Raw genomic sequence first — 12,453 nt, 5'->3', positions numbered from 1 at the left:
ATGTAGATACTAACCTGGTATGGCACACGAGGCTCGCGGGCAGGTCACCACAATCAGCGGGGGAACGGACGTGAATATGGGGGAGTACAAGCGGTCGGTCGAAAACGTCGAGCTACCACCGAGCGTTCGCGAGTTCGCGAACCGCTGCGACCGGGTCATCGGCGACAGAGACCGCTTTCTCTGGAAGTGGATCCACAACCTCTTCGAGGAGTTCACCCTTTCTTCGGTGTCGAAGGGGGCGTTAGCGGACGTGTACGAACGAAAAACGCTCTTGACGATCTTCGTGACCGTCCTCGACGACCTCGCAGAACGGAGCGGCGACCGGCCCACGTTCGAGATCGGCCGTCGCATCCCGTTCGGCGTCGACGGATTTCCAGACATCGACCTGGAACGTGCCGGCCTCGAAGCACCCGTCCTAGAGTTGCTCGCGGACCTGTGGGGCGAGATCGACGGCGGTCTCCGAGAAGCCCCCCAGTACGGGGACTACGCGGACGTGTTCGACTACGACCTCCGACAGACGTTCGATGCGATGGAGTATTCGGGACTGCTGAACGACCAACCGATGATCGCGAACCGGACCGAAGCGGAGCGACACGACGCGTACAATATGGCGATGTTCCCGTACGCGGGGATCGATCTGATGCACTCGCCGTCGTTCGACCGCGACGAGTACGGCGCGCTCCGGAGTCTGATCTGTGACCTCCAGCAGATGGCCCGGATCGGCAACTGGATCACGACCTGGGAACGCGAGCTCGCGGAGGGCGACTTCAGCTCGGGCGTCGTCGTCTGCGCGCTCAGGCGCGGCGTCATCACGCCGACGGAGGTGACAGAGGCCGACGAGAAAACGGTGCGCAGGCTGATCGATCGGATCAAATCACACGGGATCGAGTCGGAGTTCGTCCGCGAGTGGGAGATCCGAAACAAGACGGTTCGGAAACGGACCTCAGAGGTCGAGAGCGTCGACGCCGACGCGTTCGTCGACGGAATTCAGGCAGTGATGAACCACCACCTGGCGAGCGAAGGCTACAAGTGACGGTCGGCCGTCGCTGCGGCGGCGGGGATTCGGATTCCGGTGCACTCCCCGTCGTCCGCAGTGTTACCCTTCCGGAGCGATCAGCCGTCTGCCACCACGCCGTCGTCTTCGGATTAGGCCTCCTCGACGCCGACGTCCTCGGCCAGGCGCTCGCTGGCCGCCTCCCGGTCCTCCGGATAGCCGACGTCGATCCGCCAGCCGTCGAGACGGATGGCATCGATCGTCCGCCCGGACTGAAGGAGGAGGTCGATGGCGTCCGGGAGTTCGTACTCGCCGCGGTCGGACGGCTGAACGAGGTGACAGGCGTGAAAGATCGCCGGCGTGAACGTGTAGAATCCCGTCATTACGATGTTCGACGGCGGGTCGTCCGGCTTCTCGACCACCTCGACGATTTCGCCGTACCCGTTGGTGTCGAGGACGCCGTACCGACTCGCCTCCTCGTACGGGACCTCCTCGACGAGGAAGGCGGCGTCGGCCCGTTCCTCTCTGTGACGGTTCACAACGTCGCCCAAGTTCCCTCTGAATACGTTGTCTCCCAGCATCAGCATAAAGTCGTCCTCGACGTGTGGCTCCGCTTGGAGGATTGCGTGCGCGAGCCCCAACTGTTCGCGTTGATGCGCGTAGGTGATCGGGACTCCTTCGTAGGCGTCCCCGTAGCGGTCGATAATCTGCTCTTTCTTGTAGCCGACGACGACGACGAACTCGGTCGCACCGCACTGGATGAGGTTGTCGAAAACGTCCTCGATGAGCGGTGTTCCGTCGACCTCGACGAGGACTTTCGGCTTGTCGTCGGTCAACGGACGGAGTCGCGTCCCCTTCCCAGCAGCGAGTACGACTGCTTGCATACGGGCACTGTCGACGTTTCGGGATAAGTTTATGGAGGTCGTAATAACTTAGCGCCGCGGTCACTGGCGACCCCTCTCAGATGGTCCCGTGTTACTCGGAGGTGAAACGACGGAGAGCGGCGACGCAGATCCGGCGTGAATGCCAGCCGCGTATGCCGACCGTAACCGCGAGCCGATTTCTCGAACCGATCGATTCATCGAGCTACGTCTCGTCGACGAGGGTTTCGAGCCCGGCGTCGAGACCCACGGTCGGTTCGTAGCCGAGTCGCGACCGGGCCCGGGAGAGGTCCGCCCGACTGTGGCTGACGTCTCCCTCGCGGGCGTCCGTGTGAACGATAGGTGAATCGCATCCGACCGCCGCTCTGATCCGCTCGGCGAGTCGGACGATGCTCGTCGACTCGCCGGTTCCGACGTTGTAGGCGACGCCGACGTCGTCGGTTTCGGCAGCCAAGCGGTTCGCGCGAACGACGTCTCGAACGTGGACGAAATCCCGCGTCTGCGCGCCGTCGCCGTGGACCGTGATCGGGTCGCCGTTCCGGGCCTGTTCGAGAAAGACGTCGATAACGCCGGCGTAATCGCCGCCGGACTGTCCGGGCCCGTAGACGTTGAAGTAGCGAAGCGCGACTGTTTCCAGCCCGTAGCGGTCGTGGTACAGTCGCGCGTAGTGATCGGAGGCCAACTTGTCCAGTCCGTACGGCGACCGCGGAACGAGTCGGTCGGTTTCCGAGACCGGGACGCGTTCAGGATCGCCGTAGACGGCAGCGCTCGACGCGAGGACGACCCGGGCGTCGTGTCGTCGGGCGGCCTCCAGTACCTGGAGCGTGCCGGTAGCGTTGATCGTGTGGCTCTCTAGCGGATCGTCGACCGACGCCGCGACGCTGACCAAGGCAGCCTGATGAAAGACGACGTCGACGCCCTCGACCGCGTCCGCGACCGTCTCCGGATCGCGAACGTCGCCTTCGATCAATTCGACATCGCCGGGTGCCCTCGCGCCGGGGTCGACATCCAAGATCCGAACGTCCGTGTCCGACCGGAGGGAGTCGACGAGCGCCCCGCCGATGAACCCGGAACCGCCCGTGACCAAGACGCGCCGAGCTTCCATACCGCCCAGTCGGGGCGACAGCCGGTTTAGTAGTCGGTGCCTGATGGCGGAATACCCTCAGTTGCTGGAAAAGTAGCTTTCGCGGTGCGACCGGAGGTCCCCTGGGCGAATCACTGACGCGTCGCTCGGAGAGTAAAGACGGGACCCGGACCGTGGCACACAGTTGCTGGCACACAAGCTGTTTGGTTATCTCGCGACCAGGGTCCCGTGCTAACGTATGGGTTCAGGTGTTATCAAATTGACGGACGGTCGGGTCGACGATCCAACCGCCAGGAACCGTCCGTCTCTCTCGCCGAGATCGCCCGCCGCGAAACGGCACCGCAAGAATCGGCTGACTCGACAGGTAGTCACTCTACAGTGACGCTCTTGGCGAGGTTACGCGGCTTGTCGATCGGCCGTGACAGTTCGTCGGCGGCGAGATACGAGACGAGTTGGAGCTGGACGTTGGCCAGGACGCCGGCGACGTCGTTGTGGGTGTCCGGAATCCGGAGGACGTGATCGGCGTACTCGTCGATCTCACCGAACCCGTCCGCGGCGACAGCCACGACCGGCGCGTCGCGGGCCCGCACCTCCTTGACGTTGTGTAGCGTTTTCGTGTCGTTTCGGCCGGTGAAAATCGCGAAGACAGGAGTCCGCTCCGTAACGAGCGCCAGCGGCCCGTGTTTCAGTTCCGCGGCGGAGAACCCCTCTGCGTGATCGTACGTGATCTCCTTGAATTTCAGCGCCCCTTCGAGCGCGACGGGGTGACCGATGCCGCGACCGATGAAGAAGTACGAGTCGCTGTCGTGGTACGCCTTCGCGACCGATTCGGCGGTCGACTCGTCGAGGATGCGCTGGACGTCGTCGGGGAGCACCGCGATCGAGTCGAGCAGATCGCTGGTCGCTCTCGGCGTCCCGCCCTGAATGTCCTGGCTCATCCGTTCGCTCAGGAGCACCAGAGTCGCGACCTGCGCGGAGAACGACTTGGTGGCCGCGACGCCGATCTCCGGCCCGGCGCGGATGTACACCGTGTCTTCGCACTCTCGGGTGAGCGTCGATCCGACGACGTTCGTCACGGCGAGCGTTTGCGCCCCGGTTCCCTGCACGCTTCGGATCGCCGACAGGGTGTCGGCAGTCTCCCCGCTCTGAGAGACCGCGATCACGAGCGTCCGATCGCCCGTGGGCGGTGGGTTGGAGCCGTATTCGCCCGAGAGGAACGCCTGTGCGGGAATCCCCCGATCCGCGAGCAACGTCCGTGCGTACATCGCCGCGTGGTAGGACGTCCCCATCGCGACGAGGTGGACCGACTCCACGTCTGAGAACACCCCGCGAGGGAGCGCTTCGAGTTCCGCGCGGTTGTCGAGTTGGTTGCTCCGGCCGCGAATCGTTTGCCTGAGCGCGGTCGGCTGTTCGTAGATCTCTTTGAGCATATAGTGGTCGTACCCGCCCTTGCCGGCGTCGGTGGGATCCCACTCGACCGTCTCGACCGGACGATCGACGGTCTCCTCGTCGGAGTCGGTGATCGTGTAGCCGTCCGGGCGGATCGCGACCACGTCGCCGTCTTGAACGTAGACGACTTCGTCGGTGTATTCGAGGAAAGCCGGCACGTCGCTGGCCAGGTAGTAGCTGTCGGCTGACCGACCGAGCACCAGCGGCGAGCCGCTCCGAGTGCCGAACACCGTGTCGCTGCCCTCGAACACGGCGGCGATCGCGTAGCTTCCGGAGATCCGATCGATCGTTCGTCTGAACGCCTGCTCAGGCGAATAGCCGGCCGAGAGGAACTCCTCGATGAGGTGCGGGACGACCTCGGTGTCCGTCTCGCTCGTGAACTCGTGCGTCGAGAGCTCCGATTTGAGCTCGGCGTAGTTGTCGATGATGCCGTTGTGAACGACTGCGACCTGGTTCCGACAGTCGGTGTGTGGGTGCGCGTTCGCGTCAGTCGGCGGACCGTGGGTCGACCAACGCGTGTGACCGATGCCGATCGTCCCGTGAATCGAAGCCGTCTCGACCGCGTCGCACAGAGCGTCGATCTCGCCTTCCCGCTTGACGACGTCGAGGCCGTCGGCGTTTGCGGTGGCGATGCCGGCGGAGTCATATCCTCTGTACTCGAGGTTACGGAGTCCCGAAACCAGTTCCTCGACCGCGTCGCCGCGCCCGACCCGGGCGGTGATACCGCACATTATCCCAGCACCTCCGCGCCCTCGGAAACGTCGTTTCTGAGATCGACTCCGGAAGCGATCATCCCTCGCGGTCCGATTCGACACCCGGGCCTGACCGTGACGTTCGATCCGACCGTCGCGCGGTCGGCGACCACCCCGCCGAGCCGTCGATCGACGTACTCGGTGCCGTCGACGACGAGCGTCGCGGATCGCCCCGGCGAGACCGTGCCGTCGCCGATCGTCGCGCCGCCGCCGACGATCGTGTCCCGGAGGACGGCGTTGGACCCGACGCGCGAATCGGGCCCGACGATGGACCCTTCCAGGACCGTGTTCTCCCCGACGATCGTACTCGCGTGGAGGCACGTCCCGTCACTGACGACCGCACCGGCGGACACCTTGCAGTCCGGACCGATGAGCACGTTCTCGCCGACGACCGCCGAATCGTGCACCCTGGCGGACTCGTCGACGGGAGAGTCGGCCGCGACGAGCTCGGAGTGCGAGTAAATCAGCGTCCGGTTCGTCGACAGGAGATCCCACGGGTACGACGGATCGAACCAGACGCCGTTGGGCGTCGCCGCGACGACGTCGCCCGCGAGCTCGTCGATCGCACCGGTGAGCGGGCGTTCGCCGTCCTCGAAGTCAGTGCGGTCGAGGGCGTGGAATATCTGCCGATCGAACGCGTACACGCCCGTATTCACGCGGGCGGATCCGCCGTGCCCGTCCTCGTCGATCCGCTCGACGACGCCGTCGCGGATCCCGACCGTCCCGTACTCCGCCGTCCGCTTCGAGGCCGCGACGGCGAGACACGCGGCGGCGGCGGAATCGACGTATCGATCGACGGTTTCCCGTACCATCGCCGCGTCGATGACGTTGTCGCCGTTGACGACGAGGAACTCCTCGTCGGTGTACTCCTCGGCGGTCTGGAGCGCGTGACCGCTTCCCAACTGCGTCGATTGCGTGACGTACGTGATTTCGAGGTCCCGATAGCTACTCTCGAAGTGGTTTTGAATCCGGTTTTTCGCGTGGCCGACCACGAGGACGACGGACTCGACGTCGTTGTCTGCGAGCGCGTCCAGGGGGTATTCGAGTATCGGACGACCGGCGATTCGAAGCATCGGTTTGGGTTGATACCGAGTCAGCGGACGGATCCGACGACCTTCGCCCGCAGCGAGTACCACCGCTTGATCGATCGAAGTCATACGTGAGACGCAACCAGCGTCGAACGAGGCGGAACAGTCCCACCGAGGGCATCAATCGTCCGGAGCAACGCGTGTGTTCTCTGGCCGGAGCTATGCATATCCGGCCTGACACCGGATTAAAGTATTGTAATGAATAGCCTTGGAGAAAGTCGACGGACGGTCAAAAGAACCATAATAGCCGATTGTTCGTTAAGTGATTCCTACTGGCTGACAAAAATAGTCGATCGCTCCTGTCGGAAAAACGGTCGATTTCGATCCGTAATTGGCGTGATAACCGCCTCAGAAGGCACGATATAGAGTCCCCACCGCTCCCGTTAGGAAGCTCCCCGAGACTTGGTTATCGAACGCTGAGCGTCACGACGTCCTCGGTGACGGTGACGGTGTACCCACAGTAGTCGAACGATAGCCGCGCGTTCGACCGCCCGACGCGCTGACCTCCCTCGAACACGCCGTCGAGCGCCTCTGGATCGATTACGTCGCCTAAGACCGGTAAATCGCCCGGCGTCACGTCTTCGACTTCGGCGACCGCTCTGATTACGGAGACGGTGGCCGACGCGTCGGGTTCTCGCCGAGATCGGTAAATGATCGAGGAGTCAGCATTCGCGACCGTGCCCGAAGGTGTCACTTGTGACGAGTTCATACTGAGTGCTTGTCGGGCGTACCGACCGGGCGGTATAAACAGTGTCGATCCTGCTCTCACAGTCGTGTCAGCGATCGGTTCAGTCGTCATTCCGCGTCGCCCGCGTCCGAACGCAGCCGAGAGGAGGAGAGTAAACGTCGTCGCATACCGGCGTGTAGTGGCCTAATTACGGGAAAGAATAAGTTCTCCTTATCGGATTTAGATGATTTATAGTAAATATCGGGATCGCCGAAACTGCAAGCGTACCGCGGCTGTCTGCGAGCGTCCCTTGACCCCGGACATCCCGCCGCAGTTGCGGTACGGTCTCTGCGTTTGGATCTTCGACCCCGAATTTCGGGGGCCTCCCCCCGAATTCTTCGAATCAGTACGAGTGAAGTCGCCGACATCGACGGGGTTGCTCTCAGAGACGATCGAGCTAACAGTCGAACCATCGGCTGGCGGGCGCTTCTTCCACGGGACTCTCGGACGACAGGTGTTCGAACCAGTGGACGTCGCTGACGCCGTAGCCCTGGCCGACGGTCAGGTCGAGCCGTCCTCCGCGCACGTCCCCGAGTGCGTTTCCCCGACCTGAAAGCCGCCGGCTGGCGACATCGGGTGGCGATTCCAGTCTCGATCGGGGCACGCTCGGTTCACAGTGGGACGTTCGCACCAGAACAGGTTGGTTTCGAGAGGTCGAACGGGTCGACCGACGGGCGGCGCCTTCCGGTCTCAGAGTGTCGGCAGGAGCTCTGCGCCCATCTCATCCGCGTCGGCTCTGGATACCCCTCGCCGGTAAGGTCCGGAAGTCAGCAAACGAAGAGCGCGAGTCGTCGATAGCGTGGTGTCGAACCGCATCAGAAGAATCCCCAGGACGGCACGCCGCCGTACTGTCGCGTACCGATAGTGGCGTTCGAAACCGGTTCCTGGCCACTGACTCGAACGCGAGGGCTCCATCGGAAAGAGGCGCAGCGACGCTATCCGCCGCGCGTCGTGCAGGCGAGGCGGGTCTCGTTTCCTACGGCAAGTCACTGGTCGGCCACCGGATCTTTTGATCGTGCGTCTCGTCGCTTCGGTCACCACGCGTCGCCGCCTCACCGACGGCCAACTGCGTTCGAGTGAGGCAGTTGAGGCACCCGTGAACCGTATTGTCGACGCCGAACACGCGGATGAACTGTTTGCTGACCGCCGATCCACACCGTGTACACTGTCGAGTCGTCGAAGTCGAAGCGGTTCGGTCTGACATACGTCTCTCGATATCACAATGCACTCTTGGTTATACAGGAGCTATCGAGCGATAAGGCTGGAAAACCCGAACAGACGGACGGATTACCGGGACTGATTGTCGCCTGACGGGTAACACGGGGATATAATTCGTCCGAAACGGGCGATAACGAGATGCTAACCAAGGGGATGGCGACGCACGTTCCTTGTGCCCCGACATCCGACGTCCCCCCCACCCACCCCCTCTACAACCATACACGATCCGTCGGATCGACGGGCGCTATTTTTATCGGCCGATCCAAACGAGCCTCGAGTTGACCCCGTACTGATCAGGTCTGAACGTTTCAGAATCGCAGCTCACCACAACTGTGCCGTCGCCCGTGACGGTCACCAAACGGTCGGCGGAGGCGAACGACACCGTCACGGATCCCTGGTCGAACGTCAGATTCGAGGATAGCGCGTCGAGCGCGTCGGGGTCGACCGGCTCGTTCAACCGCGGGAGATCGGTTGGTTCCCGCCCGGTAACTCGGCCGAGGGCCGCAACGACGGCGACGGACGGGGTAACGTCCGCCCAGTCGTACGGTACATAGTCTGTTCAACTTCACCACTCATTCCGAGACACCGTGCGGTCGTTGAGTCGCCGGACGACGACCCGACGATCGGATATTTGCAGTGAAGTAATATTTGTGCATTATTCGTTTTCTGTAGCGTAGGCTGATATTTTGTTGTTTCGGTCACTGAAGCCGATCTGCTACCGCGTTCCTACAGCCGGTTCGGTGTACATACGGAGGCATACGAAGTACCTCCCGACCAATTCAATCCACTGAGCCGGACAGTCCCGTTGGTAGCGAGCACTGCCCGGGAGGAGTCGTGATCAACTATGACCACTTTGCTTCGTAGTCCGCGCTTCGCCGGCAGTGCGTCCAAACCCACACCGAGTCCATACGCTCGTTATATCCCCGCTATCGACACGGGGCGGTCGAAAAGAGCCGAGTAAAGGGCTGTTACTAATACCAATGTGTGAAAAATGTCTATCAGATAGTATGTCACTCAACCGAACCCGCGGGCCTCGAAGCGAGAGGCCGCTGCGAGCTGGCCGTGGCGTGGTCCATTCCAGTCCAATTTCCGCCGGGATAGTGCGATGAGTCCGACCCGAAGCGGCGATCGATTGTCGACCGAACAGGCCCTCAGACTGCTCGCAGACGAGAACCGGTACCGTGTCCTGCTGACGCTCTGTGAATGCGACCCAGACGACCAATACCGTGTGGAAGCGATGCTCGAACGCCTCGCAGAAACCACTCTGGGGGAAGGGAATCGGGAGTCCGGAACCGATGACGCGATCGAACGACTCGCAGTCGAACTCCGACACAACCACCTGCCCCAGTTGGAAGAGCGAGACGTGATCGACTGGGACGAAGAGGCGAACGCGATCGCTCGGGGGCCGTCCTTCGACGATGTACGACCGGTCGTAGAACTACTCAGAGACAATTCCGACGAACTTCCCGGGGGCTGGTGATACTATTCGTCCCGACGATCGCGACGGACGTTCACGAGATATCTGATAAATATATCGAAGGAGATGAATAGCTGTTACCGACTGAATCTGTTCGAGAGCGGTATCTCGTGGGTTCGACTCCCGTCAAATCGGCCGATCCCTGCGGAAAAAACAGGTGGCCTGATCAAGAGACGGATATTCATAATATTATTTGTACAATAATATAATTTATCTATGGTATACTATATATTCGGAGCGATATAAACCACTCCGGGACGCCGGCGAACAGAGTTCTGTTTCCGCAGCGGAGTTATAAAAAGAACAATCCCCCCGAGACCCACCGGTGAATATCGCTGACTTCTCTCAGCGGGCGCTAGCGGTTTCTAACATATGTACGTTTGTTACTTGTATCATCCCAGTTCGATTAAACCGAACTCAACTCGTAGACAGCGTGTAACCGAAAATATAATGATAATAAGATATATAATACAATTCTGAATAGTTCCAGACAGGAGGTTCGGGAATATCGCAGGTCCGGCCAGCCGGTTTGCTCGTGTTATTTCACATTTTATAATTTTGGAAAGGCGCACGGAGCTGTAGCGGGTCACCTGGCCGGCCGCCAGATTCGCGTAAGACCACCGCTAAATCGGTCCTATTTGCCCACTTTCGGATCTGTATCAGTGACTGCTCGGGGCATAATCCAAATCAGCCGAGCGACGGTATCAGCATACGAGCCCGACTAATTCGAATATACGAAATCTTTATACCACCGTGCTATAGTTTGATAATTAATGTCTGACAATGAAACGATTGTAAAGACCACGCAAACCTCACTAGAAATCGTCTCCACGATACGAGATCGTGGCGGCGCGCGGACGAACGAGATCGTCGAGGCCCACGACATCGCAAAAAGTACTGCACACAAACACCTCACGACTCTCGAGCGGGCGGGATACCTCCGGAAGGTCGGCGAGCGGTACTACATCGGCTACCGGTTCTTGAACCTCGGCGAGTACGCTCGGGAGCAGTGGTCGTGGTTCTCGGCCGTCAAATCGGCCGTCGAGGAACTCTCAGAACGCACCGAAGAGGAATGCGATTTCGTGGTCGACGACCACGGCCGAGTCATTACCATCGTCGAATCGTACCACAAGTGGGCCAAGTACGGAAGCGACGACGGCACGAAACGCTACCGAGCGAACATCGGAACGTACTATCCGATGCACGCGACCGGGTCGGGCCTCGCGATCCTGTCGTCCTACCCCAGAGAGCGCGTCGATTCGATCATCGACGAACACAGACTCCCCGCGCTCACGGACCACACCATCACGTCGCGGGAGGAACTGTTCGACGAACTCGACCGGATCTCCGAGCGGGGATACGCCATCGGTGACAGGTACTACACCGAAGGACTCCGGAGCGTCGGTATGGTGGTGACCGGCGTCGACGGATCCGCACTGGGCGCGCTCAGCGTGTCGGGACCGACGTATCGCATCGACGGATCGGTGCTCGACACGGAAATCCCGCGCTCCCTCTCGGCCGTCGTCGACTCGCTCGAATCCGAACTGGAATCCATTCTGCCCCCGGTGTGAACGCCCACGTCGGTGGTCATCTCGCCCGAGAGCGACTCGAAGGTGGCGTCTTTTGGAATCTTCGGAGCAGCTACGCGGCGGTTAGCGCGAATCGGTCAGGTCCAGGGGAAGTTTTTTGTCAGGAGGTCACACACCTCAATCCGTATGCGAGCAGCAGTACTCGAAGAGTATGAAGAGCCGTTGGCCATCAGGGACGTCGAGCGACCGACGCCGGATCCCGACGGCGTCGTCGCACGTGTCGACGCCTGTGGCGTCTGCCGAAGTGACTGGCACGGGTGGGTCGGTAACTGGGAGTGGTTCGACTACAAGCCGCCACGGGGACACATCCTGGGCCACGAACCGTCCGGAACCGTCATCGAAGTCGGCGAGGAGGTCGAATCGGTCAGCGAAGGCGACGAGGTGGCAATTCCGTTCAATTTCGCCTGCGGGCACTGCCACGAGTGCCGCGTGGGCTACGAGAACCTCTGTGAGAACCACCTCGGTCTGGGCTTCCAGGAGGGCGCACCCGGCGCGTTCGCCGAGGAAGTCCCCATTCCGCACGCGGACATCAACGCCGTCCCCCTTCCCGACGGAGTCGATCAAGTCGAAGTCGCCGGAATGGGCTGTCGGTATATGACCGCCTACCGCGGGATGGCGCACCAGGCGGACGTCAGCCGCGGCGAGTACGTCGTCGTCTACGGACTCGGCGGCATCGGGCTCTCTGCCGTCCAGATCGCCGATGCGCTGGGCGCCAACGTGATCGGGGTCGACTTGATGGAGGAGAAACTGGACCTGGCCGAGGAGCTCGGCGCGATTGCGACAGTCGACGGAGCGGACGTCGACGACCCGGTGAACGAAGTGCAAGACATCACAGACGGCGGGGCGCACGTCTCGCTGGACGCCCTCGGGATCGAGGAAACGTGTAAGAACGCCATAAATTCCCTGCGGACCCGCGGACGCCACGTGCAGATCGGGCTCACGACGAAGGAGCAACACGGCTACAATCCCCTGCCGACCGACACGATCGTCATGAACGAGATCGAGATCAACGGGTCGAGCGGTCTCCCGCCGTCGAAATACGGCGAGATGTTCCGAATGGTGGAACACGGAAAGTTAGACCCGGGTGCGGTGATCACCGACGAGATCGGCCTGGACGGAGTCAGCGAGGAACTCGAAGCGATGACCGACTACCAGACGGTCGGTATCCCCGTCGTCAGCGAGTTTGCGTGAGCG

Annotated in this window: 10 protein-coding genes and 1 pseudogene; 4 read left to right on the top strand and 7 right to left on the bottom strand. The window is 61.5% G+C overall.

Annotated features, from left to right (window positions below):
• Window positions 1–19: 19 nt before the first annotated feature.
• Window positions 20–1,033 carry a hypothetical protein gene (locus NO360_RS15515; RefSeq protein ID WP_256308758.1) on the top strand — a complete coding sequence of 338 codons (1,014 nt, stop codon included), beginning with the start codon at window positions 20–22 and terminating at the stop codon, window positions 1,031–1,033.
• A 113-nt stretch (window positions 1,034–1,146) separates the two neighbouring features.
• Here the strand turns inward: NO360_RS15515 and aglF are convergent, their stop codons facing one another.
• From aglF to NO360_RS19110, 7 genes and pseudogenes are all read right to left on the bottom strand, one after another.
• Entirely contained in the window at window positions 1,147–1,878 is a 732-nt protein-coding gene (aglF, locus tag NO360_RS15510) for a UTP--glucose-1-phosphate uridylyltransferase AglF (RefSeq protein ID WP_256308757.1), read from the bottom strand.
• Window positions 1,879–2,080: 202 nt separating this feature from the next.
• Window positions 2,081–2,980, bottom strand: coding sequence for an NAD-dependent epimerase/dehydratase family protein (locus tag NO360_RS15505; protein ID WP_256308756.1), 900 nt, complete (start codon window positions 2,978–2,980; stop codon window positions 2,081–2,083).
• Between the two features lie 347 nt (window positions 2,981–3,327).
• Complete coding sequence (gene glmS, locus NO360_RS15500) at window positions 3,328–5,139, bottom strand: glutamine--fructose-6-phosphate transaminase (isomerizing) (protein ID WP_256308755.1); 1,812 nt, start codon at window positions 5,137–5,139, stop codon at window positions 3,328–3,330.
• On the bottom strand, window positions 5,139–6,317 hold the full coding sequence (locus tag NO360_RS15495) for a sugar phosphate nucleotidyltransferase (protein WP_256308754.1): 1,179 nt from the start codon (window positions 6,315–6,317) through the stop codon (window positions 5,139–5,141). Before NO360_RS15495 ends, glmS begins: the two co-directional genes overlap by 1 nt.
• 337 nt (window positions 6,318–6,654) lie before the next feature.
• On the bottom strand, window positions 6,655–6,957 hold the full coding sequence (locus tag NO360_RS15490) for a HalOD1 output domain-containing protein (protein ID WP_256308753.1): 303 nt from the start codon (window positions 6,955–6,957) through the stop codon (window positions 6,655–6,657).
• Window positions 6,958–7,951: 994 nt separating this feature from the next.
• The gene (locus tag NO360_RS19115; RefSeq protein WP_425601429.1) at window positions 7,952–8,179 is read right to left on the bottom strand and encodes a DUF7563 family protein; all 228 of its coding nucleotides are present in this window, start codon (window positions 8,177–8,179) and stop codon (window positions 7,952–7,954) included.
• A 264-nt stretch (window positions 8,180–8,443) separates the two neighbouring features.
• Window positions 8,444–8,710, bottom strand: a pseudogene (locus tag NO360_RS19110) (HalOD1 output domain-containing protein); the annotation flags it as partial.
• 588 nt (window positions 8,711–9,298) lie between these two features.
• Between NO360_RS19110 and NO360_RS15485 the strand changes: the two are divergent.
• The 3 genes from NO360_RS15485 (at window position 9,299) to NO360_RS15475 (ending at window position 12,450) form a co-directional block, all read left to right on the top strand.
• A complete protein-coding gene (locus NO360_RS15485; RefSeq protein WP_256308752.1) occupies window positions 9,299–9,673 on the top strand; it encodes a DUF7344 domain-containing protein in 375 nt (124 codons plus the stop codon).
• A gap of 770 nt (window positions 9,674–10,443) precedes the next feature.
• The gene (locus NO360_RS15480) at window positions 10,444–11,241 is read left to right on the top strand and encodes an IclR family transcriptional regulator (protein ID WP_256308751.1); all 798 of its coding nucleotides are present in this window, start codon (window positions 10,444–10,446) and stop codon (window positions 11,239–11,241) included.
• 144 nt (window positions 11,242–11,385) lie between these two features.
• Window positions 11,386–12,450 (top strand): zinc-dependent alcohol dehydrogenase family protein, encoded by a 1,065-nt coding sequence (locus NO360_RS15475; protein ID WP_256308750.1) that lies wholly within the window; start codon window positions 11,386–11,388, stop codon window positions 12,448–12,450.
• Window positions 12,451–12,453 lie beyond the last annotated feature (3 nt).

This window comes from Halobellus litoreus, assembly GCF_024464595.1.
GTDB lineage: Archaea > Halobacteriota > Halobacteria > Halobacteriales > Haloferacaceae > Haloquadratum > Haloquadratum litoreum.
Note: the sequence above shows the minus strand (reverse complement) of the source record. Positions and strands in the feature narration are given on the sequence as shown.

Coding starts and splice junctions, on each gene's coding strand:
- NO360_RS15515 (WP_256308758.1), top strand. CDS start 20: ATGGCACACGAGGCTCGCGGGCAGGTCACCACAATCAGCGGGGGAACG.
- aglF (WP_256308757.1), bottom strand. CDS start 1,878: ATGCAAGCAGTCGTACTCGCTGCTGGGAAGGGGACGCGACTCCGTCCG.
- NO360_RS15505 (WP_256308756.1), bottom strand. CDS start 2,980: ATGGAAGCTCGGCGCGTCTTGGTCACGGGCGGTTCCGGGTTCATCGGC.
- glmS (WP_256308755.1), bottom strand. CDS start 5,139: ATGTGCGGTATCACCGCCCGGGTCGGGCGCGGCGACGCGGTCGAGGAA.
- NO360_RS15495 (WP_256308754.1), bottom strand. CDS start 6,317: ATGACTTCGATCGATCAAGCGGTGGTACTCGCTGCGGGCGAAGGTCGT.
- NO360_RS15490 (WP_256308753.1), bottom strand. CDS start 6,957: ATGAACTCGTCACAAGTGACACCTTCGGGCACGGTCGCGAATGCTGAC.
- NO360_RS19115 (WP_425601429.1), bottom strand. CDS start 8,179: ATGTCAGACCGAACCGCTTCGACTTCGACGACTCGACAGTGTACACGG.
- NO360_RS15485 (WP_256308752.1), top strand. CDS start 9,299: ATGAGTCCGACCCGAAGCGGCGATCGATTGTCGACCGAACAGGCCCTC.
- NO360_RS15480 (WP_256308751.1), top strand. CDS start 10,444: ATGTCTGACAATGAAACGATTGTAAAGACCACGCAAACCTCACTAGAA.
- NO360_RS15475 (WP_256308750.1), top strand. CDS start 11,386: ATGCGAGCAGCAGTACTCGAAGAGTATGAAGAGCCGTTGGCCATCAGG.